Source organism: Exiguobacterium sp. Leaf196, from assembly GCF_001423965.1.
Taxonomy (GTDB): Bacteria; Bacillota; Bacilli; order Exiguobacteriales; family Exiguobacteriaceae; genus Exiguobacterium_A.
In genome coordinates this window covers 81095-102098 of sequence record NZ_LMPV01000010.1, presented here as the reverse complement: position 1 = coordinate 102098, position 21004 = coordinate 81095, and the positions used below count along the sequence as shown (strand labels likewise).

The 21004-nt window shown below is 50.5% G+C and carries 24 protein-coding genes; all 24 read right to left on the bottom strand.

The features are described 5' to 3' along the window. Window positions 1-313: 313 nt before the first annotated feature. The gene (locus tag ASG02_RS13405) at window positions 314-727 is read right to left on the bottom strand and encodes a F0F1 ATP synthase subunit epsilon (RefSeq protein ID WP_053454400.1); all 414 of its coding nucleotides are present in this window, start codon (window positions 725-727) and stop codon (window positions 314-316) included. Between the two features lie 26 nt (window positions 728-753). Further along, window positions 754-2172: a F0F1 ATP synthase subunit beta gene (gene atpD, locus ASG02_RS13400; RefSeq protein WP_053454401.1), complete on the bottom strand. Its 1419-nt coding sequence runs from the start codon at window positions 2170-2172 to the stop codon at window positions 754-756. A gap of 36 nt (window positions 2173-2208) precedes the next feature. Then, window positions 2209-3060, bottom strand: coding sequence for an ATP synthase F1 subunit gamma (gene atpG, locus ASG02_RS13395; RefSeq protein ID WP_035410620.1), 852 nt, complete (start codon window positions 3058-3060; stop codon window positions 2209-2211). A 42-nt stretch (window positions 3061-3102) separates the two neighbouring features. Then, entirely contained in the window at window positions 3103-4611 is a 1509-nt protein-coding gene (atpA, locus tag ASG02_RS13390; protein WP_023469496.1) for a F0F1 ATP synthase subunit alpha, read from the bottom strand. 19 nt (window positions 4612-4630) lie between these two features. Continuing rightward, entirely contained in the window at window positions 4631-5164 is a 534-nt protein-coding gene (locus ASG02_RS13385) for a F0F1 ATP synthase subunit delta (protein WP_056064217.1), read from the bottom strand. Further along, window positions 5164-5697, bottom strand: a complete 534-nt coding sequence (atpF, locus tag ASG02_RS13380; RefSeq protein WP_056064215.1) for a F0F1 ATP synthase subunit B — start codon at window positions 5695-5697, stop codon at window positions 5164-5166. Before atpF ends, ASG02_RS13385 begins: the two co-directional genes overlap by 1 nt. 127 nt (window positions 5698-5824) lie before the next feature. Further along, window positions 5825-6037, bottom strand: coding sequence for a F0F1 ATP synthase subunit C (gene atpE, locus ASG02_RS13375; RefSeq protein ID WP_023469499.1), 213 nt, complete (start codon window positions 6035-6037; stop codon window positions 5825-5827). A 75-nt stretch (window positions 6038-6112) separates the two neighbouring features. Further along, on the bottom strand, window positions 6113-6856 hold the full coding sequence (atpB, locus tag ASG02_RS13370) for a F0F1 ATP synthase subunit A (RefSeq protein ID WP_056064212.1): 744 nt from the start codon (window positions 6854-6856) through the stop codon (window positions 6113-6115). Between the two features lie 8 nt (window positions 6857-6864). Next, window positions 6865-7251, bottom strand: coding sequence for an ATP synthase subunit I (locus tag ASG02_RS13365; protein WP_056064209.1), 387 nt, complete (start codon window positions 7249-7251; stop codon window positions 6865-6867). Continuing rightward, window positions 7248-7466: an AtpZ/AtpI family protein gene (locus ASG02_RS13360; protein ID WP_023469502.1), complete on the bottom strand. Its 219-nt coding sequence runs from the start codon at window positions 7464-7466 to the stop codon at window positions 7248-7250. The genes ASG02_RS13365 and ASG02_RS13360 overlap by 4 nt, the downstream gene beginning before the upstream one ends. A 773-nt stretch (window positions 7467-8239) precedes the next feature. Continuing rightward, a complete protein-coding gene (wecB, locus tag ASG02_RS13350) occupies window positions 8240-9373 on the bottom strand; it encodes a non-hydrolyzing UDP-N-acetylglucosamine 2-epimerase (protein WP_056064203.1) in 1134 nt (377 codons plus the stop codon). Window positions 9374-9498: 125 nt separating this feature from the next. Beyond that, window positions 9499-10128 (bottom strand): uracil phosphoribosyltransferase, encoded by a 630-nt coding sequence (upp, locus tag ASG02_RS13345; protein ID WP_023469504.1) that lies wholly within the window; start codon window positions 10126-10128, stop codon window positions 9499-9501. A 72-nt stretch (window positions 10129-10200) separates the two neighbouring features. Continuing rightward, on the bottom strand, window positions 10201-11157 hold the full coding sequence (locus ASG02_RS13340; protein ID WP_056064200.1) for a hypothetical protein: 957 nt from the start codon (window positions 11155-11157) through the stop codon (window positions 10201-10203). A 154-nt stretch (window positions 11158-11311) separates the two neighbouring features. Next, on the bottom strand, window positions 11312-11980 hold the full coding sequence (locus ASG02_RS13335) for an ABC transporter ATP-binding protein (RefSeq protein ID WP_056064197.1): 669 nt from the start codon (window positions 11978-11980) through the stop codon (window positions 11312-11314). Continuing rightward, window positions 11977-13005 carry an ABC transporter permease gene (locus tag ASG02_RS13330; RefSeq protein WP_056064194.1) on the bottom strand — a complete coding sequence of 343 codons (1029 nt, stop codon included), beginning with the start codon at window positions 13003-13005 and terminating at the stop codon, window positions 11977-11979. Before ASG02_RS13330 ends, ASG02_RS13335 begins: the two co-directional genes overlap by 4 nt. A gap of 75 nt (window positions 13006-13080) precedes the next feature. After that, window positions 13081-14436, bottom strand: coding sequence for a HAMP domain-containing sensor histidine kinase (locus ASG02_RS13325; protein ID WP_056064192.1), 1356 nt, complete (start codon window positions 14434-14436; stop codon window positions 13081-13083). Continuing rightward, window positions 14433-15101, bottom strand: coding sequence for a response regulator transcription factor (locus ASG02_RS13320; RefSeq protein WP_056064188.1), 669 nt, complete (start codon window positions 15099-15101; stop codon window positions 14433-14435). The genes ASG02_RS13325 and ASG02_RS13320 overlap by 4 nt, the downstream gene beginning before the upstream one ends. 77 nt (window positions 15102-15178) lie before the next feature. After that, window positions 15179-16438, bottom strand: a complete 1260-nt coding sequence (gene glyA, locus ASG02_RS13315; RefSeq protein WP_056064185.1) for a serine hydroxymethyltransferase — start codon at window positions 16436-16438, stop codon at window positions 15179-15181. A 111-nt stretch (window positions 16439-16549) separates the two neighbouring features. Next, window positions 16550-17089 (bottom strand): TIGR01440 family protein, encoded by a 540-nt coding sequence (locus tag ASG02_RS13310; RefSeq protein ID WP_035410650.1) that lies wholly within the window; start codon window positions 17087-17089, stop codon window positions 16550-16552. Next, the gene (gene rpiB / locus ASG02_RS13305; RefSeq protein ID WP_035410653.1) at window positions 17089-17529 is read right to left on the bottom strand and encodes a ribose 5-phosphate isomerase B; all 441 of its coding nucleotides are present in this window, start codon (window positions 17527-17529) and stop codon (window positions 17089-17091) included. Before rpiB ends, ASG02_RS13310 begins: the two co-directional genes overlap by 1 nt. Before the next feature lie 5 nt (window positions 17530-17534). Beyond that, window positions 17535-18050 (bottom strand): low molecular weight protein arginine phosphatase, encoded by a 516-nt coding sequence (locus ASG02_RS13300; protein ID WP_035410655.1) that lies wholly within the window; start codon window positions 18048-18050, stop codon window positions 17535-17537. Window positions 18051-18067: 17 nt separating this feature from the next. Further along, on the bottom strand, window positions 18068-19066 hold the full coding sequence (locus ASG02_RS13295; RefSeq protein WP_035410658.1) for an L-threonylcarbamoyladenylate synthase: 999 nt from the start codon (window positions 19064-19066) through the stop codon (window positions 18068-18070). After that, entirely contained in the window at window positions 19063-19911 is an 849-nt protein-coding gene (prmC, locus tag ASG02_RS13290; RefSeq protein ID WP_056064182.1) for a peptide chain release factor N(5)-glutamine methyltransferase, read from the bottom strand. Before prmC ends, ASG02_RS13295 begins: the two co-directional genes overlap by 4 nt. After that, window positions 19911-20969: a peptide chain release factor 1 gene (gene prfA, locus ASG02_RS13285; RefSeq protein WP_056064179.1), complete on the bottom strand. Its 1059-nt coding sequence runs from the start codon at window positions 20967-20969 to the stop codon at window positions 19911-19913. Before prfA ends, prmC begins: the two co-directional genes overlap by 1 nt. Window positions 20970-21004 lie beyond the last annotated feature (35 nt).

Below are 21004 nucleotides of genomic sequence, written 5' to 3'. Positions count from 1 at the left end.
GTTGCACCTCTTCTTCATAGTTTCTCCAACTTTACTATGATTTCATAAAATGAATGATTGCGCAAACAAAAAAGAACACGCTGAATTAATTTTAGCGTATAAAATATATTTATTGAAGATAAATTTAGTCTTCCAAAGAAAAAATGTTGAAGAAATTGTGAAGACGAGGCATATAATGTACTTTTACATTTTTACGGTGTTTTAAACCTGTATCGTCCCCCCTCTTGCGAAAACGTTTGCCTTTAGAAAAATCATTGACGTATCGTACAAAAAAAGACCCGATTCCGCAAAGGAATTCGGGTCTTTGGTCGAATCAATCGCGACCGTAGTCTTTCAAGCTGAGACGGTTGATTGCCCGTTTCAATGAAAGCTCTGCGCGTTTGAATTCGAGTTCTGATAGTTTCGTGTCCTGGAGACGACGTTCTGCGCGAACCTTCGCAGCTGCAGCCCGGTCGTAATCGACCTTGTCTGCTTGCTCCGCAGTTTCCGCAAGAACCGTTACAGTATCCTGGCGCACTTCCATAAAGCCACCGCTGATAGCGATCAACGTGCGTCCGCCATCTTCGTGGCGCAACTTCAAGATGCTGATATCGAGTGGTGTCACGAGTGGGACGTGGTGCGGGAGAACCCCGATCTCACCAGAAATCGTCTTCGCAACGACCATACGGATATCGCCATCATACACTTCGCCATCCGGGGTGACGATATTGACATGAAGTGTGTTCATCTCAAGTCCCCCTTATGCTTTGTCACTTAGACAAGCGCCTTCGCTTTTTCAATCGCATCTTCGATCGGACCAACGAGACGGAATGCTTCTTCCGTTAAATCATCGTGTTTACCTTCGAGGATTTCTTTGAAGCCGCGGATCGTGTCCTTAACTGGGACGTACGATCCTTTTTGTCCTGTGAACTGCTCAGCTACGTGGAAGTTCTGCGACAAGAAGAACTGGATACGACGCGCACGGTGTACAGTCAATTTGTCGTCTTCTGACAACTCGTCCATACCGAGGATCGCGATGATATCTTGAAGTTCTTTATAACGCTGAAGTGTTTCCTGAACTTGACGAGCGATACCATAGTGCTCTTCGCCGACGATTTCCGGTGAAAGGGCACGTGATGTCGAAGCAAGTGGATCCACGGCAGGATAGATCCCCATCTCAGAGAGACGGCGCTCAAGGTTCGTCGTTGCATCTAAGTGAGCAAACGTCGTTGCAGGAGCCGGGTCAGTATAGTCATCGGCTGGTACATAAACCGCTTGGATCGATGTAACCGAACCTTTGTTTGTTGATGTGATCCGCTCTTGGAGCATACCCATCTCTGTTGCGAGTGTTGGCTGGTAACCAACGGCAGATGGCATACGACCAAGAAGGGCTGATACTTCAGAACCTGCTTGTGTATAACGGAAGATGTTATCAACGAAGAGAAGAACGTCTTGTCCTTGCTCATCACGGAAGTATTCTGCCATCGTCAAACCAGTCAAGGCAACACGAAGACGTGCACCAGGTGGTTCGTTCATCTGACCGAAGACCATCGCTGTTTGTTTGATAACGCCTGAATCCGTCATCTCGTGGAACAAGTCATTTCCTTCACGCGTCCGCTCACCAACACCTGCGAATACCGAGATACCGCTGTGCTCTTGCGCGATGTTGTTGATCAATTCCTGGATGAGGACGGTCTTACCTACACCGGCACCACCGAAGAGACCGATCTTACCACCCTTGATGTAAGGAGCGAGCAAGTCGACGACTTTAATTCCAGTCTCGAGGATTTCAACTTTCGTTGAAAGGTTATCGAAAGTCGGTGCTTTTTTGTGGATCGGAAGACGTTCCACGTCAGCAGCGATTTCTTTTTCATCAATTGGGTTACCGAGTACGTTGAAGACGCGACCAAGTGTCGCTTCTCCGACGGGTACCGAGATTGGAGCATTCGTATCGATTACTTCAATTCCACGGCGTACTCCATCCGTTGAGTCCATCGCAATGGTACGGACGACGTCGTCACCAAGGTGCAGGGCGACCTCAAGCGTCAAGTCGATAGCCACTTCTTCTACAGTTTGCGGCGTATATTGAATACGGAGCGCGTTGTAGATGTTCGGTAAGTGTCCTTCGAACTTAACGTCGATGACAGGTCCCATGACCGCGACGACGCGGCCTTTTAAACCGAGTTCGTTCATCGTGTTTCCTCCTACCTATCGTTACGCCAGTCGGGATTACTGCTGCGCAGCAGCCCCACTGACGATCTCTGTGATTTCTTGCGTGATCGCAGCTTGTCGAGCTCGGTTGTAGACGAGAGTCAATCGACCGATCAAGTCATCTGCGTTATCTGTCGCACTTTGCATTGCTGTCATACGTGACGCATGTTCTGCTACTTTCGCGTCAAGAAGCGCACCGAAGATCAAGCTCTCCGCGTAACGCGGGAGGAGTTCAGCAAGGATTTGTTCCTCGCTTGGCTCGTACTCATAAGTCGTCGAAGACGAAGCTTCGATTTCTCCGAGTGGGAGAAGGGTTTCGACTTTCACTTCCTGGCTGATGACAGATAAGAAGTGGTTGTAGCACAGCTTGAGCTCGTCGATTTCGCCGACCGTGAACGCACTCACTGTGCGCTTCACGATTTCAGCGACGTCGACATACGAAGGAGAATCGTTCAAGCCTGTGATCGCATCCGTGACCGTGATTCCGCGTGAACGGAAGAACTGGACACCGACTTTACCGACCACGAAGAGAACGTAACTGTCCGTAGTATGCTTTTCTTTGATTTCCCGGTAGACTTCACGCAGCACGTTGGCGTTATATGCACCAGCTAAGCCGCGATCCGATGTGATGACGATATATCCTGTCTTTTTGACGGGACGTTTCTCGAGCATCGGATGGCTCGCACCTGTCGTGCCATTCGCAATGGTTCCGAGTACCTCTTGCATTTTCAGCATGTAAGGTTGGAACTTCGCGCTATGTGCTTGAGCGCGGTTCAGTTTCGACGCCGAAACCATGTTCATCGCTTTCGTGATCTGTTTCGTACTTTTCGTCGAGTTGATCCGCGTTTGTATCTCGCGCAACGATGCCATTTCGATTCACCACCTTGTTAGTATCAAGAGCGTTCCGCCGGATTAAACCGTCGCTTGGAACGTTTTCTTAAATTCTGAGATTGCTGCTACGATCTCTTCGTCTGCTGGAAGGTTACCTGTCTTACGGATCTCATCGCAAAGTTGTTTGCGGTTTTGATCGAGCCAGAGGTTGAGTTCCTTTTCAAAACGACGAATATCCGTTACAGCAACATCATCAAGGTGACCACGAGTCAAGGCATAGATGATGATGACTTGCTTATCGACAGTAAGGGGTTGGTTCAAGTCCTGTTTCAAGACTTCAACTGTCCGCTCACCACGGTTAAGCTTCGACTGAGTCGCTTTATCAAGGTCAGATCCGAACTGTGCGAATGCTTCAAGCTCACGGTAAGATGCGAGGTCAAGACGGAGCGTACCCGCTACCTTCTTCATCGCTTTTACTTGAGCCGAACCACCTACACGCGATACCGAGAGACCCGGGTTGATCGCGGGACGGACACCTGAGAAGAAGAGATCCGATTGAAGGAAGATTTGACCATCCGTGATCGAGATAACGTTTGTCGGGATATAAGCTGAGATATCCGACGCTTGCGTCTCGATGAACGGAAGGGCAGTCAAGCTACCTGCGCCAAGCTCGTCGTTCAACTTCGCTGCACGCTCAAGAAGGCGTGAGTGGAGGTAGAAGACATCCCCTGGATAAGCTTCGCGGCCTGGTGGGCGTTTCAAGAGAAGTGAAAGCTCACGGTAAGCAGCTGCTTGTTTTGAAAGGTCATCATAGATGACAAGAACGTGTTTGCCTTGGTCCATGAAGTGTTCACCCATCGCGACACCTGCGAATGGTGCGAGGTAAAGAAGTGGAGCTGGCTGTGAAGCCGCTGCCGAAACGACGATCGTGTAATCGAGGGCACCGTTTTTACGGAGCGTCTCAACGACGCCACGGACTGTTGATTCTTTTTGTCCGATTGCGACGTAGATACAGATCATGTTTTCTTCTTTTTGGTTGATGATCGTATCGATTGCGATCGACGTTTTACCCGTCTGACGGTCACCGATGATCAACTCACGCTGTCCACGACCGATTGGAACGAGGGCATCGATTGCCTTGATTCCTGTCTGAAGTGGTTCGTGTACCGATTTACGCGCCATGACGCCAGACGCCTTACGCTCGATCGGGTTGTAGTGTTCTGTTTCGATTGGACCAAGACCATCGATTGGCATACCGAGTGGGTTGACGACACGTCCGAGAAGTGCGTCTCCAGTTGGTACTTCCATGATGCGGCCCGTACGGCGAACAGAGTCGCCTTCTTTGATTTCAAGGTAGTCACCGAGGATGATGATACCGACGTTGCCTTCTTCTAAGTTTTGCGCCAAGCCCATTGTGCCGTTAGCGAATTCTACGAGCTCTCCCGACATGACGTTGTCGAGTCCGTGTGCACGAGCGATACCATCACCGATTTGGATGACCGTACCTGTCTCGTTCACTTCCATCGTAGAACCGTACTGCGCGATACGCGCTTTAAGCAGGGCGCTGATTTCTTCAGCTCTAATGCTCATGCGTTTCACCCCTATTTTCTTACGCTTTTAACAGCTCACGCTCAAGGCGCGTTAGTTTAGTTTCGATCGTACCGTCATATGTCGTGTAACCGATTTGAACGCGAAGTCCTCCGATGACACTCGTGTCGACGACGTTCTCGACTTCAAGCGTTTTACCTGATTTTTGGCCAAACGTCTCTTTCACTTTCGTGAGTTCCTCGTCTGACAATTTGTATGCACTCGTGACGATTGCCGTCGCGACATTGCGGTGTTCATTCAACAATGCAATGTAGTGTTCCGGTAACGTGACGATCTCTGCCGCCCGGTCGTTTTCGACCATGACGAGCAACGTGTTCAAGACGATCGAGTTGAAGCCAGTGAAGCTTGTTTGAAGAACTTGCTTGAGCTCTTCAGCAGAAATCGATGGGTTATCTAAAACCGAAGCGAGCTCTGGTGTTGCGTGGAGCACTTCGCCGAGCGTCCGCACATCAGCTTCTGCTTGCTCGAGCACATGGTGCTCAAGCGCAAGATCGAAGAGCGCTTTTGCGTAGCGTCCCGCTACGTGATCACGCATTAGTTCGTGCCCTTAGTATCAGCAAGGAATTGATCGACGAGTGCCTTTTGAGCGACTTCGTCCGTCGCAAGCTGTGTTTTCATGACGTGGCGTGCTGCAGCGATTGCTTGAAGAGCGACATCGTTCTTCAAAGCAGCTTGTGCTTCAGCGCGTTCACGTTCGATCGCACGGCGAGCTTCTTCCTTACTCATTTCGGATTCAAGACGTGCCTGCTCCATCGCACGTGCTTGCTCTGCTTCTGCCTGACGGCGTGATGCTTCTAAAAGATCGCGTGCTTCCGTACGCGCCTTGTTTAATTCTTCGCGTTGTTGTTCTACGTAGACTTCAGCGTCTTTACGGCTCTTTTCAGCCGAGTTGATCTCGCTAGCCACATGCTCTTCCCGCGCTTTCATCATGTTGACGAGCGGGCCCCATGCGAATTTCTTCAAGAGGATGAGGAGCAAGAGGAAAACGACGATCGTGACGATCATGTTGGCGATAAGAGGATGGTTTGATTCCGCTACTCCTTCAGCCGCAAGATACGTTAGATTCATTCGATTACACTCCCCTCGTGGTTGGTTCAACTTCAATATCTACATAAGGGAGCCTAAGCTCCCGTGACGGTTCACTCAAACGTTGAACGAATAGCGCCCTATGTAGTCCGTTCTCGTTAATCGTGGATTAAGAGTTGAGAAGAAGGAAACCGACCGCTACACCGATGATTGGAAGTGCCTCGACGAGACCGATACCGATGAACATTGTTTGACGAAGTTCGTTTTTGAGTTCTGGCTGACGTGCTTGACCTAATACTGTACCGTTTACGATAAGACCGTTACCGATACCTGCGCCGAGTGCGCCGAGTCCGATGATGATCGCTGTTGCAATAAGATTCATGATAAATTGCCTCCCTAGAGTATGTTCATTGATTTGTCGTGCTGTTATCGGAAAAGCGGATGCTTTACCTTCGAATTAATGGTCGTGCGCTGCCTTATGTCCGATGTAAACCATCGTTAGGATAAGGAAGATGTACGCTTGGATACCACCGATGAAGAGTGAGAATCCTTGCCAGATCAACATCGGGATACCCGAGATGATCGCGCCGATTGGTCCGAGGAATTGGAAATCGTTCGTACCAGAGACGATACCGATCGAAAGAATGATTCCGATCATGATCTCACCAGCGAAGATATTTCCGTAAAGACGAAGACCGAGTGTCAACGTGTTTGCAAACTCCTCGATGATGGTAATGATAAACATCGGCGTCATGAATGTTTTCGCATAAGCACCGAAGCCGCGCATCTTCACACCGTAGTAATGGCTCATGACCACTACCATAGATGAAAGTGCCAGTGTCACGTAAGGATCTGCAGTTGGTGAGTTGAACCAAATGTAGTGTCCCGTCACGACGTTGAATGGAAGACCCATGAGGTTGGACACAAGGATGAACAGGAATAATGTCATTCCGAACGTAAGGAAGCGACCCCCTGTTTTCCAGTCCATCGTGCTGCTGATGATACCGCGAACGAATTCGAGGAACATCTCCATCACGTTTTGAGCACCGGTTGGCTTCATCACAAGACGTCGCGTACCGGCCACGGCAATCAAGAAGACGAGAGCAGCAGCAATCAATACTGTGATCAAGTTCGTCCAGCTACCGTACAGAACGAAGTCACCCCAGAGTGGGATTTCGTAAAGTGGCATTTCGTGGTTCATTTGACTATTCACCTCTTTTCCCGCTTGAGTTCGTGAGTCAAGAACTCACAAAATTGTATGACGTGGCCGGCGAGAAGGCCTATTACCACCGCAGTTAATGACAATTCAGTTTGATATTTCAAACCAATCATCACACAAAGTACCGCGACCGCCATGCGTGAAACGGTCCCACGAGACACCGGCTTACGCCCCGTCTCGATTACACGATACATCCGATCGACGCTGAGTCGTTGAAGCGTCAAGATCAGAAAGCTGCCAGTTCCACCAAGCGCCAGTCCATAAATGACCGATTCACTCGAGCGTCCGATGAGCAGCAGGATAGCCAGGATCCCGTAAAAGAGTCCAAACCATCGTAAGTACGCACGATACAACGCATCTTGAAGGATGATGTTCATGTCTTCTCCCCTAACAAGTGCCTGATCATGGCGATCATGCAAAGAATGCCGATGAAAATCCCGATGAACACGGCGAACGTTGCACCCATTTTTTCCCACCATTGTTGTTGTTCCCCATAGTTCCCAACCAAAAAGCCAATGACGATCGGTGCAGCCAGTGCCGTCGAAATTTGCGAGGCCATGACCATACTCTTCGCGAGCCCACTTTGGCGCACTAGAGACGACCCCCTTTTTTCCCAATTGTGAGTTCTTTTTCTTTCCCACAATTTGCGGATTTTCATACTAGTCAAGAATACAATGAAGCAGCTTTCATAGTCAAATGAATTCACAATAAAAACAGAGCCGAAAAACCTATACATATCAACGATTGATAAGGTTTTCACAGATGTCATTCGTGCAAGTCATTTCACGAAGATGTGAAGAAAATATGTAGTGCTATCAACGGTTAAAGAGATTGTTCATATGGTGAACAAAACCGTTGAACAGTAACGTTATATCGTGCCCATTAAAGCGAAACAAGACCTCTAAAATTGATTTGTGTCGATTTTGTGAAAAAACATTTTTTGTTCACAATTGAAAACGCTTCCGAATCGGGACATAAAAACAGCTCTGACATCTGTTTGTAACAATACATTTCAGCGATTTCCATTTTTTCAATCGTGCGGTACGTCACAGCTTGAATCGTCATCGTTTCCTTTCCAGTTTCAAGGTCATCTGGTTTTACATTTTCTAAACAAATGGGCTGATTTTAGTGGAAATGGTAAGATTTAAAGATATTATCCTCCTAAATCAACTATTGCGATTACACGAAATTCAAGACATAACAAAGAATCGCTCACATCACGCGACTCCTACAGGAAAAAGCACGAGTTTTCGTGCTGTCAGAGACAAGTGAGATCCGACTCCTCGTCTAAAGACGAAGGAGGCGCGGCTCACGTCTCGCTTGAGGAAAGCAAGTGAATGCAAGCGATTCGAGGATGATCGTTTTTTATTGCGTGAGTAACGGTGCCGGTGCTTCTCCTTGACCGAAGTGATGCAGAATCGCTTGGACGATGCGTTCGGACGCGTGACCGTCTCCATACGGGTTTGAAGCATGCGCCATCTCCTGATAAAGTGTTTTGTTCGTCAAGAGTTCTGTTGCCATCTGATAGATCGTCTCTTCTTCCGTTCCGGCAAGCTTCAACGTTCCGGCAGTAATCCCTTCCGGACGTTCCGTCGTATCGCGTAAGACAAGAACAGGAACACCGAGTGATGGTGCTTCTTCTTGTACGCCACCCGAGTCAGTTAAGATCAAATGGGCACGGCTCGCGAAGTTATGAAAATCGAAGACGTCGAGTGGAGCAATCAACGAAATCCGATCATGCCCTTCAAAAACCTTCTTCGCTGCTTCTTGAACGACTGGATTGAGGTGGACCGGATAGACGACGTGCGTCTCCGGGAACGCATCGACGAGGCGACGAATCGCCCGGAACATTTGGTGCATTTTCTCGCCTTGGTTCTCACGACGGTGCGCTGTCATCAAGATCAACTTCCGGTCCCCGACCGTCTCGAGCATCGGGTGGACGTAATCCGATTGGACGGTCGTTTGCAGGGCATCGATTGCCGTGTTTCCTGTAATGTAAACACCGGCGTGACGATTTTCGGATGCGAGATTCGCTGCCGCTTGCGCTGTCGGAGCGAAATGTAAGTCCGCGAGCGTCGACGTCAACTGACGATTGACCTCTTCTGGGAACGGAGAGTACTTATTATAGGTCCGCAGTCCCGCCTCGACGTGACCGACCGCGATCTGATTGTAATAGGCAGCCAGGCTTCCAACGAACGTCGTCGTCGTGTCCCCATGGACGAGGACGAGATCCGGTTTGATGTCCTTCATGATGGCATCAAGTCCTTCAAGACCACGCGTCGTAATGTCGACGAGTGTTTGACGTTGCTTCATGATATTCAAATCATGATCCGGTTCGATTTTAAACAGATCGAGCACTTGATCGAGCATCTCGCGGTGTTGGGCAGTGATCGTAACATGAACATCAAAAGCAGGGTGTTGCTTTAGGGCGTTGACGAGCGGTGCCATCTTGATGGCTTCCGGTCGTGTCCCGAAAATCGGCATGACTGTAATCGGCATGGTGACTTCCTCCTTTTTTCCTTTTTTCATTAAAGCATATTTCAGCAATCTTGCGCAGTTTACGAAATAGCAACGAAAAGACCGCAGATCATCGTCTGCGGTCTTTTCGTATATCTTGCTGTTTTTTACTTCGTTCCGAAGAGACGGTCTCCTGCATCACCGAGTCCTGGGACGATGTATCCATGGTCGTTCAACTTCTCGTCGAGTGCCGCGAGATAGATGTCGACGTCTGGGTGTTCTTCTTGAACGCGTTTAACGCCTTCAGGTGCTGCACAGAGACATGCGAGCTTGATGCTCTTCGCCCCTTGTTTCTTTAAGGAGGAGATGGCGTCTGCCGCCGAACCACCTGTCGCAAGCATCGGGTCAACGACGACGAAATCACGTTCTGCGACGTCTGTTGGGAGCTTGAGGTAGTATTCCGTTGGCTCGAGTGTCTCCGGATCACGGTACAAACCGATGTGACCGACTTTGACGTTCGGCATCATGCGGAGCATGCCGTCGACCATACCGAGACCGGCGCGGAGAATCGGGACGATCCCGAGTTTCTTGCCTTCGATCATCTTCTGCGTCGTCTTCGTGACCGGTGTCTCGATCGCGACATCTGTGAGTGGAAGGTCACGTGTGATTTCATATGCCATCAATGAAGCCACCTCGTCGACAAGTTCCCGGAATTGTTTCGTTCCTGTTTCGACTTTACGCATGATCGTCATCTTGTGCTGAATCAATGGGTGATCAAATACATGTACTTTACTCATTGTTTGCATCTCCTCTCCATTCTCTTTTCGCATTGTACTCTATAAGCGTACTGCTTGGGAACTGTTTTTTCGTCAGTTCCCGAGCGTACTCTTACCCGATAGAATCGCTTTTGCCGCGTAAGACCATTCATTTTCCGGTTGTTTCGCGAGTTCTTGTAAGGTCGCTCGATAGTCGCCTTTTTTATATTTTTGTTCATAAACGGCTTGCATCCAGAGGACATCACTTATGTAACCGGACTTCGGAAAATCTTCCCGATAGGCGATGTAATCTGCTTGTGTCGTGTTCTTCAACTTTCCGGCCGCAATCAACTTATAAAAGCGTGCCATGCCTGCTGTCTCTTTGTTCGTCAAGACGGATCCGTTCAAGATACTGTCTGCTCGTTTGTAGTCCTTCGCCTGAACGGCAGCGACCCCTTGCTCGAGCGATTCTTTCGCAGACACTTTCGGCTTCTGCGTTTCCGTTTTTGTTTCCTTCTTCTCTGGCTTGATCGCTTTCGCTCTCTCTTGCTCACTTGCCAACTGTTCGTTTTTTTCTTTTAACTGTTCGACTTCTGTTTGCAGCGCTGCGAGTTGTTGCTCGACCTCTGTCTGTTTCGTCGCGACCGGTGTTGCCGGTTCATCGTCCAACTGTGTCCAGATTAGACCGAGACAAACGACAGCTACAGCTCCACCGAGCCACCACGGGTTTAGTTTTCCGATTCGCTTCCAGTTTTTCAGCTGTGGATGATTCTGAACGGTCATAGGAAACGATGCCAGTCGTTTCTGAACAAGACGTTTCCCGCCTGCTTTTCCTGCGATCGCTAGGCGGTAACGATAAACCTCTGCCGGCATCGGTAACGTCTTCCACTGTTCAAAACGAGCATCCGCTTGTTCATAAAATCCGGCCTGTTGCATGATGACGATTGCTTTGAAATCTTCGAGCATCCGTTGATATTCCCGGCGCTCGTGGCTTTTATGTGTAAACCATTCCGTTAGTCGCTCAGTCTGAATGGCTTGTAATTCGCTTTGAATCAAGGTTGTTAAATTCACATTTATTTCCACCCTTATCTTTTTTTACTACGGTTAAGTATATCAAAGATAACGCTTCCGCAAATGGTCCGTTTCCCCTATCTTCGTGACGAATCAGCAAAAAACCCTTTTGTTTTCACATGCACTGAGGCACGAAAACAAAAGGGAAACTCGTTTAACTATGAGAATAGGACCGGGATGCTGTCGCTTCCGTAATCCGTCCGTCTTCAATTCGCCAAATCCGGTCACAGACATCTAGCATCCGTTCGTCATGGGTGATGACGATGACGGTCTTGTTCGCATCATGCGCTTGCTGTTGCAATAACTCCATCACCCGGCGTCCATTTGGGTAATCGAGACTCGCCGTCGGTTCATCCGCGAGTACAAGTCGTGGGTCATTGACGAAAGCCCGGGCAATTGCGACACGTTGACGTTCCCCACCCGATAAGGCGTGCGGCAAATGGTCTTTTCGGTGCTCGAGTCCAAACACAGCGAGTGCCGCCGTCGCGTCAACCGATCGACCGGCTTCCTTCGCGACTAGCTCCAGTTGCTCACCTGCCGTCAAAAACGGCACGAGATGTGATTCTTGAAAGGTGAATCCGACTTCTTCGAGACGTAAGCGACGGCGTTCTTCGTCCACTGCTTCACTAACACACGTATGATCAAAGTAGACGGCACCATTCGTTGGTGTCTGTAACAATCCAAGCAGCTGGAGCAGTGTACTTTTCCCACTACCGCTCGGTCCGACAAGAGCAATCAACTCGCCCGCTTCTGCTTGTAAGTTGATGTCATACAGTACCGTCATCTCACCATAACTTTGCTCAATCTGTTCTAATCGAATCATCCGTCCATTCCTCCCATCGCATCTGCCGCTTCGAGTTTCTTGAGCATTCGTAACGGAACGAGCGCACCGAGAATCGCCGTTACGAGTAGAATGCCACCGTACATCAGACTCGTCGACCATTTAAATCGGAAGGGAAGATCCGTCGGCAGGAAACGACTCGTTAGATAGGTGATGACGACACTGACACCAAAGGCAAGACTCGTCAGTATGACGACTTGAACGAGCAGACTCGCACCCATCGTCCGTGTCCGGATGCCGATTGCCTTTAAGACACCAAGCTGTTTCATCTTCTGCATCGTCAAAATATAGAAGAAGGCTGTCAGGATCAATGCTCCGATGACGACGAGCGCGACCCGCATCATCTGAAAGGAGTTTTGTTCTGCCGCATAACCCGGAACGTTCTCGACAACCGCTTGTTTCAAAAAGAGCGCTTGATCCGTTTGCAACGACTGACCGATGTACGCCGATACGTATGACGTGCCCATTTTCGATTGCCAGGCTTGCCACGATTCATCCGTCATCCAGAGAACGGGTGCATGACTATAACGACCGTCCTTCACTGTACCGGCAATCTGGAACGTCTCCTTCGTTCGAAAATCCGTGATCGTATCGCCGACGCGCGTCCCGCGTTGCTCCGCATACGCAGCATCGACAAGTACCTCCCCTTTTTGCAACGATTGCAGCTGTTTGGGACCATATTTCGTAGTCTGTGGTAACGCAAAGACCGTTACGTCGTCCTTCGTTTTATTCTTCTTCTCAAGCACCATGTTCTGGACACCGAGTGCTTCCGCGCCCTTTGGTGTCTCATCCGCCTGTAAGAATGAACGGGTCAGCTGCCCTTCTGCATCTTTACTTAGCGCAAACTGTTCGACCGGCAGATTACGGACGGCTGCCCCATTGTCATAAGCTAGTCCATCTGCAAGACCGGTGATCATCAAGATCAATAAGACGATCAACATCGTCACAATCGTCATCCAACTGAATCGCCCTTTCATCCGGACGAGTTCTTTCCATCCTAGTTTCATTGTGTGATCCCTCCTGTATGTTCGCTACAGGATTGATGATACAGCCGCAATATGAACGGAACATGAACGCAGGTGTCACGCGCGTAAAAAAGTTAACGTTACGGTTAGACCCGATGAAGCGGACGACAAGCTCGCATCCCCGCCGAGTTGACGCATCGTCTCTTTGACAATCGCTAGACCAAGACCCGTCCCGCGCGTCGTCCGGGATGCATCGCCTTGATAAAAGCGTTCGAAGGCATGTTTCATCTGTTCATCAGTCATGCCTGGTCCTTCATCCTTGATTCGGATGATGATCTGATCCGCTTGTTCTTGCGCTTGAATCTGGATCGTCGCTCCGTCTTTTGAGACCGAGACAGCGTTTCGGATGATATTTTGGAAGACATGTTCCAACGCACTGACATCCGCTTGTATTTGTATCACCGTCGGAACATCGAGTGCAACAGCGATTCCTTGCTCATCCAGCTGGAAGGCAAGTGTCGTGAGTGTCGCCTCAAGATTCGTCCGCAGATTAAGTGCTTGTCGTTTGAAGCGTCGTCCTTCATCGAGCTTCGCTAAGATCAACAGTTGACGCGTCAGCTCCGACATTCGCTCCGCCTCTTGACGGATGACCGTCTGTTTCCTGACGTCTTCTCCCGTCACATCGAGTTGTCCCGCGTAACCAGCAATCGTCGTCAGCGGCGACTGGAATTCATGCGAGACGTTCGCAACGAATCGGCGCCGTTCCGTATCAGACGCTTCGACTGCCGTTGCCATTTCGTCAAACCGCCGGGACAGCTCACCAATTTCATCGCGTGCCTTCGTTCCGACGCGGATTCCGTAGTCACCGTCTGCCATCTGTTCCGTCGCTTTTGTCAGGCGCCGGATCGGACGAACGAGATAGCGGATTGAAAAGACAAGCAAAAGGAAACTGATCACGACAAGCAGTCCAAGGAACAGACCGACGAACAGATGCAACTCACGGATCTGACGACTCAAGTCCGGTCGGACGAAGATCGCGTCCGTGCCTTGCGCCGTCTTGACCGACGTGCCGTACGTATTGATGACTTCGTTATCGAACAGACCGAGCAAGAAGAGATGGAACGGATATTCACGCATTCCGTAATACGGTTGACCACTCTTCACTTGCTCGACGACCCGATTCGAGAGCGCTTCATCACGAAACGGGTTTCCGTAACGCTCGATTGCGTCGTCCGTGCGCACATAAAGTTGAAAGCCGGTCGCTTGTAACATCCGGTAAAACGACTCCGTCTTTCCGTCCCCGTGCGTTTCATAATAATCGATCGCCGTCTCGACCGCTTCCTCGACTTTTTGGCTGTAGCTGTCCTGCCAAAAGGAATAATAGGCAATATTACTAATCAGGAGCGCCAGTAGTGCCGACACGAGTAAGACAGCGCAGACGAGTCCGACGATTTTCGTATAGAGGGATCTCATGCGTCGACCTCCAATCGGTACCCGAGTCCGCGGACCGTCTCAATCTTCACCTGATTCGTCTCCTTTAAGCGTCCACGGAGGCGTTTGATGTGAACATCAATCGTCCGGTCATCCCCCATGAAATCGAGTCCCCAAACGTGTTCGATCAACTCCTCGCGGCTGAAAACCCGTCCCGGGAAACTCGCCAACTGATGCAACAATTCGAATTCACGTCGCGGGAGTGTCCACTCGGTCGACTGAATCGTCACGAGCTGACTACGTTTATCGATCGTGACATTTCCAAGATGCAAAACAGGTTGCGCCGCTTTTTGATAGCGCCGAGCCACAGCGTGGAGGCGAAATACTAACTCTTCCGGATCAAACGGTTTTGTGATGTAATCATCGGCACCTGCTGCGAAACCGTCCCGTTTATCTGTCAGCTCCCCGAGTGCCGTCAGCATCAAGATCGGGATGTCCCCGTGTTGCCGTAATCGCTCGCATAAGACGAGACCGGTCTGTCCGGGGAGCAGGACATCAAGTACGGCTGCTTCGAACGTCATCTTCTCGATCCAAGCAAGCGCTTCGTTTCCGTCTGCTGTCGCTCGGATGGAATGCCCGTCGGCTTGTAACGTTGACACGACAAGGGCTTGGATATGGGGATCATCTTCTGCGACTAGAATATACATCGTACTCCTCCTTTTTTAGACAAACAAAAAAATCCCCTTCCCCCTTCTCAAAATGAAAAGGATGAAGGGGATGACGATCATCCGCGCTCTGGGTAGAGTGGGAAACGACCTGTCAAAGTAACGACACGCTCACGTGCTTGTGCGAGAACGTCTGCTTCTTCTGGGTGGTTCAAGACGAGTTCGATCAACTCTGCGATTTCTTTCATCTCAGCTTCCTTGAATCCGCGAGATGTCATCGCTGCCGTTCCGATCCGGATACCGCTCGTGACGAACGGGCTCGCTGGGTCGAACGGAATCGTGTTCTTGTTGACCGTAATGCCAGCTTCGTCAAGCGCATGCTCGGCGAGTTTACCTGTGATACCGAGTGGTTGCAAGTCAACGAGGAGCAAGTGATTGTCTGTTCCGCCTGAAACGATCCGGAGTCCACGATTCGTCAATTCCTCACCGAGTACTTTGGCGTTCGTGACGACTTGACCGATGTAGTCCTTGAACTCTGGTGCAAGGGCTTCACCAAATGCAACAGCTTTCGCGGCGATGACATGCATGAGTGGACCACCTTGGATCCCTGGGAAGATTGCTTTATCAATCGCTTTCGCATGCTCTTCTTTACAGAGAATCATCCCACCACGTGGACCACGCAACGTCTTATGCGTCGTCGTCGTGACGAAGTGTGCATGCTCGACTGGGTTCGGATGCTGACCTGCTGCGACGAGTCCAGCGATGTGTGCCATGTCGACCATCAAGTAAGCACCGACGCTGTCTGCGATTTCACGGAACCGCTTGAAGTCGATGACGCGCGGATACGCCGATGCGCCCGCTACGATTAATTTTGGTTTGTGCTCTTCTGCTAATTTCGCGACGACGTCGTAATCAATCATCTCTGTCTCTTGATCGACACCGTATTCCACGAAGTTGTACTGGACACCGGAGAAATTGACGGGACTACCGTGCGTCAGATGGCCACCGTGCGATAGGTTCATCCCGAGGACCGTATCGCCCTGTTCGAGAATCGTGAAGTAGACCGCCATGTTCGCTTGTGCACCGGAGTGCGGCTGCACGTTCGCGTGCTCTGCCCCGAAGATTTCCTTCGCGCGGTCGCGTGCGAGATTCTCAGCGAGATCGACATACTCACAGCCACCATAATAACGACGACCTGGGTAACCTTCTGCGTACTTGTTCGTTAAGACGCTGCCTTGTGCTTCCATGACAGCTTGCGAGACGAAGTTCTCGGATGCGATCAATTCGATGTTATCCCGTTGACGACCTAGTTCCTGGCGCATTGCCGAAAAGAGTGCCTCATCTTGTTGTTTCAGATACGTAAGCGGTGTTTGTTCCATCTGAATTCCCCCATTTCATTTCGATAAACCTATCTTAACACGAATGTTTCCTTCCCGGCATCCCCCAAAACAACATCAAAAAAGCAAGGGGTGCGCAACCCCTTGCATGAATTATTCGTATTTAGCACGTGCCCCACCGATTAATTTTGGTCGTGTCACGGCTGCCGTCACGTGTGCCTCACCGATTTCCTTATGCGGCAAGCGCACTGGAATCGCAACAGCTTTCAAGTGCATCCCGATGAATGTATCACCGATATCGATTCCGGCATCAGCCTGAATCGCTTCGACGACGACAGGTGCCGAGAAGCGCTGGTACGCAGCACTCGCCATCGATCCACCCGCTTCTGGAACGGGAACGACCGTCACCGGATCAAGCCCGAGACGTTCGGCCGTTTGCCGCTCAAGTGTCAGCGCTCGGTTGATATGCTCACAGCCTTGGAAGGCGAGATCGACTTGATGCGATCGACGAAAGGCATCGAAGACATCGAACAAGGCGTCCGCCACTTCTGGTGAACCTGCCTTGCCGATTTGTTTGCCAATCACTTCACTCGTCGAACAGCCGATCACGAGCAATTTTCCTTTTAAGGAAAATCGTTCATCCAGAGCGTTCAGTGTTTCTTCTAAATCGTGCTGGATGCGTGTCACGTCCATTACTTCACCTCATAATCCGAGATTTTGCAAACGCGGTTCTCATGACGTCCACCTTCGAATTCCGTCTCAAGCCAAAGCTGTGCGATCTCACGAGCCAGTCCTGGACCGATAACGCGTTCGCCCATCGTCAAGATGTTCGAGTTGTTGTGCTGCCGCGTCGCTTTCGCACTGAACGTATCATGGACGAGCGCTGCTCGGATGCCCTTGACCTTGTTCGCTGCGATACCGATCCCAATGCCTGTGCCACAAATCAAGATGCCACGGTCAAATTCTCCGTTCGCTACGGCCTCCGCGACTGGAATCGCGACATCCGGATAATCGATCGAGTCGGACGAATGCGTACCGAAGTCCGTATAGTCGATGCCGAGCTCTTGCAAGAGATCGTTGATTTCTGCCTTTAACTTAAAACCGCCATGATCCGCGCCGATTGCTACTTTCATCTTTACTATTCCCCCGTTTGTTTAGGTTGTTTTTTCGGAAGCTTCCGTGTGTCCGGAGTTTTTCTTCCGTTTCCGTTCTGCGTTAATTTTAACACAAGACGATTGACGAGGGGTTCTAGTTCATTACGTACTTGGCGATAGACGTTCATCGATCCGCCGTACGGATCGTTGATATCCCGTTCAAGCCCAGTCACATATTCGTACAAGGTGAACGTCCGTTCCTTCAGTTCCGGATAGCGTTCACCGACTTCCTGCTTGTGCTGACGCGTCATCGTCAAGATGATGTCAGACCAGCGTCCGAGTACATCATCAAAGACTTGCGTATAGTGCTCGAGTTCGATGCCGCGTTCGCGTAACACTTGTAGTGCGTTCTCGGACGCATCGAATCCTTGCATCGAACGTAGTCCTGCTGAACGGACATCGAATTCCTGATCAGCGACTTTCGAGCGTAGTAACGCCATCGCCATCGGGCTACGGCATGTATTTCCTGTACAGATGAATAAAACGCGACGTGTGCTCATCTCCGTATCCTCCTTCTTCAAGGGCGAATGACCCGACCACCTGCTGCTTTATGGAGGCGGTTGCGGACCGCAAGCCCCACCCCTTCTTCTGATAGGTCTCGTACAAAAATCTGATCCACCGTCGTCTGATCAAATCGCCGTAAACAATCGTAAAGACGTTGTGCCGCCGTCTCCATCGAATTACCAAGGGAGCAGCGAACATCTGCGTCGACATCCTCTCCATCGAACAGGAGAACGCCCGTCTTGTGTCCGGTTTGTCGTGCATCATCGATGAGTTGCTGTAAGAATGAAAGATCCCCTTCGACGACGGACAGTGTCGCTTCCGGCGCATAATGGGTATATTTCATCCCGGGTGCCTTCGGTGTAACATCTTTCATCGATAAGGCAGGATCGAGTGTGACAGGACCGATGATTGCCTCGACTTGTTCGCGTGTCACGCCACCCGGTCGTAAAATCGCCGGTGGCGTCATCGTACAATCGATGACAGTCGATTCGACCCCGATGCCCGTCTCCCCTCCATCGACGATCGCAGCGATGCGTCCCGAGAGGTCATGTGCGACATGCGCAGATGACGTCGGTGAAGGTTTTCCAGAACGGTTGGCACTCGGTGCTGCGAGACCCAGCCCTGTCGCTTCAATCAATTGAAGCGCGAGCGGATGATCTGGCATCCGTAATCCGATCGTATCTAGTCCTGCTGTGACGAGTGTGGATGCGGTGCCGTTCGATTCGAGGATGATCGTCAAGGCTCCTGGCCAAAACGCCTCCATCAAACGTGTTGCAACATCGGGAATGTGCGTGACGAACTGATGTGCCTGTTCTACGGATGCGACATGGACAATCAGCGGATTGTCGGAAGGTCGACCCTTCGCGGCGAAGATTCGCCGAACAGCCGCTTCGTTCGTTGCGTCCCCTGCGAGACCATAGACGGTCTCGGTCGGCATCGCTACGACCTCTCCTTCCTGCAATAACCGAACTGCTTCATCCATTGTCTGTAAATCAATCATTTCCGTCTTCACGCTGTACAATCCTTTCGTTCCGCATACACGATACGGTCTTTACCGTTTATATCTTTTAAAATACCCGTTTCCGCACTTGGATAACGTTCTTTTAACATCATTTGCACTTCTGGTCCTTGATTGTGTCCAATTTCAAACGCAATCAGTCGGAAATCGTCGCGTAGAACCCGTCCGCTCTCCTCGACGAGACGTCGGTAAAAGACGAGACCGTCTTTTCCACCAAACAGAGCGAGATGCGGTTCATGGTCGAATACGACCTCACTGAGCAATTCTTCTTCCTCAATATAAGGAGGGTTCGAGACGAGCACCCGCACGGAATCGTCCGCAAGTGGTGCCAGTAGATCCCCTTCGAGAAACGTCACGTCCCCACCAAGCGTCGCTTGATTCTGCTTCGCGACCGCAATCGCGGCTGGTGAAATATCGACGGTCGTGACCGGTTGCTCGAGTTCGAGCGCGAGTGTGATTCCGATCGCCCCACTACCAGTTCCGATGTCGACGATCTGTCCCGCGGTGAACGACTCACGTTCGAGGCGCTCCGTCACGAAGACGATCAACTCTTCCGTTTCTGGTCGCGGAATCAAAACATCTGGTGTGACGCTGAAGTTCCGTCCATAAAACGGCTGATAGCCGATTAAATGTTGCACGGGCACACCGTGAACATGGGCGAGCAAGTATTCACTGAATCGTAAATCCTGCTCCGGCGTCAATTCATCTGACAGACGGACGAGGAGTCCCGTCCGGTCGACTTCTAAGACGTGCATGAGTAACCATTCGGCACTCGAACCCTCGCGTCCTGCTTGTTCCATCATCGTTTTTGCTTCATTTAGACGTTTTGCGATCCGCATCAGTTTGCCGCCTCCGATGCCCGTGCTTGATACTCCATGACGAGCGTATCGATGACCTCATCCATCTCTCCTTGGAGGATCCGGTCGAGCTTCTGGATCGTCAAACCAATTCGGTGGTCCGTCACTCGGTTTTGTGCGAAATTATACGTCCGGATCCGTTCTGAACGGTCACCTGTACCGACAGCCGACTTCCGTTTTTCATCATACTCCGCCTGCTGCTCGCGTTGAATCTTATCGTAGACACGTGCGCGCAAGACCTTCATCGCTTTTTCCTTGTTCTTGATCTGCGACTTCTCGTCCTGACAACTGGCGACGATTCCCGTCGGCACGTGTGTGACACGGACAGCGGACTGTGTCGTATTGACGGACTGCCCGCCCGGTCCACTCGATGTGAACGTATCAACCCGGACATCCTTATCGTGGATTTCGACTTCAACGTCTTCTGCTTCCGGTAACACGGCGACCGTTGCGGTCGATGTATGGATCCGTCCGCCGGATTCCGTTGACGGAACACGTTGGACACGATGTGCTCCGTTCTCGTATTTTAACTTCGAGTAGGCACCCGTTCCTTTGACGATAAAGATAATTTCCTTATAACCACCAAGCTCCGTATAGCTCGCGTCGATGATTTCGATCTTCCAGTTCTGTTTCTCAGCAAACTTCGAGTACATCTTGAAAAGGTCACCCGCAAATAAGGCTGCCTCGTCTCCGCCTGCCGCACCACGAATCTCGACGATGACGTTCTTATCGTCATTCGGATCCTTCGGTAATAATAAAGCTTTCAGCTTGGCTTCAAGCTCTTTGATCTCCGGCTCAAGCATCGCGACTTCTTCCTTCGCAAGGTCGCGCATCTCCGGATCCGTCAACATTTGACGTGCCTCTTGATAAGCTTCCATCTTCTCGCGATAGACACGGTACGTCTCGACGGTCGGCGCAAGTTGTGACTGCTCCTTTGAGACCTCTCGCAATTGATTCGTATCATTGATGATGGCTGGATCAGCCAACATATCATTCAGTTTTTCATAACGGTCCTCTAACGCACTCAATCGATCCAACATCTCGGGTCATCCTTCCTGGCGATTCTTCTGTCGTC

Coding starts and splice junctions, on each gene's coding strand:
- ASG02_RS13405 (WP_053454400.1), bottom strand. CDS start 727: ATGAACACACTTCATGTCAATATCGTCACCCCGGATGGCGAAGTGTAT.
- atpD (WP_053454401.1), bottom strand. CDS start 2,172: ATGAACGAACTCGGTTTAAAAGGCCGCGTCGTCGCGGTCATGGGACCT.
- atpG (WP_035410620.1), bottom strand. CDS start 3,060: ATGGCATCGTTGCGCGAGATACAAACGCGGATCAACTCGACGAAAAGT.
- atpA (WP_023469496.1), bottom strand. CDS start 4,611: ATGAGCATTAGAGCTGAAGAAATCAGCGCCCTGCTTAAAGCGCGTATC.
- ASG02_RS13385 (WP_056064217.1), bottom strand. CDS start 5,164: ATGCGTGATCACGTAGCGGGACGCTACGCAAAAGCGCTCTTCGATCTT.
- atpF (WP_056064215.1), bottom strand. CDS start 5,697: ATGAATCTAACGTATCTTGCGGCTGAAGGAGTAGCGGAATCAAACCAT.
- atpE (WP_023469499.1), bottom strand. CDS start 6,037: ATGAATCTTATTGCAACAGCGATCATCATCGGACTCGGCGCACTCGGC.
- atpB (WP_056064212.1), bottom strand. CDS start 6,856: ATGAACCACGAAATGCCACTTTACGAAATCCCACTCTGGGGTGACTTC.
- ASG02_RS13365 (WP_056064209.1), bottom strand. CDS start 7,251: ATGAACATCATCCTTCAAGATGCGTTGTATCGTGCGTACTTACGATGG.
- wecB (WP_056064203.1), bottom strand. CDS start 9,373: ATGCCGATTACAGTCATGCCGATTTTCGGGACACGACCGGAAGCCATC.
- upp (WP_023469504.1), bottom strand. CDS start 10,128: ATGAGTAAAGTACATGTATTTGATCACCCATTGATTCAGCACAAGATG.
- ASG02_RS13335 (WP_056064197.1), bottom strand. CDS start 11,980: ATGATTCGATTAGAACAGATTGAGCAAAGTTATGGTGAGATGACGGTA.
- ASG02_RS13330 (WP_056064194.1), bottom strand. CDS start 13,005: ATGAAACTAGGATGGAAAGAACTCGTCCGGATGAAAGGGCGATTCAGT.
- ASG02_RS13325 (WP_056064192.1), bottom strand. CDS start 14,436: ATGAGATCCCTCTATACGAAAATCGTCGGACTCGTCTGCGCTGTCTTA.
- ASG02_RS13320 (WP_056064188.1), bottom strand. CDS start 15,101: ATGTATATTCTAGTCGCAGAAGATGATCCCCATATCCAAGCCCTTGTC.
- glyA (WP_056064185.1), bottom strand. CDS start 16,438: ATGGAACAAACACCGCTTACGTATCTGAAACAACAAGATGAGGCACTC.
- ASG02_RS13310 (WP_035410650.1), bottom strand. CDS start 17,089: ATGGACGTGACACGCATCCAGCACGATTTAGAAGAAACACTGAACGCT.
- rpiB (WP_035410653.1), bottom strand. CDS start 17,529: ATGAAAGTAGCAATCGGCGCGGATCATGGCGGTTTTAAGTTAAAGGCA.
- ASG02_RS13300 (WP_035410655.1), bottom strand. CDS start 18,050: ATGAGCACACGTCGCGTTTTATTCATCTGTACAGGAAATACATGCCGT.
- prmC (WP_056064182.1), bottom strand. CDS start 19,911: ATGCGGATCGCAAAACGTCTAAATGAAGCAAAAACGATGATGGAACAA.
- prfA (WP_056064179.1), bottom strand. CDS start 20,969: ATGTTGGATCGATTGAGTGCGTTAGAGGACCGTTATGAAAAACTGAAT.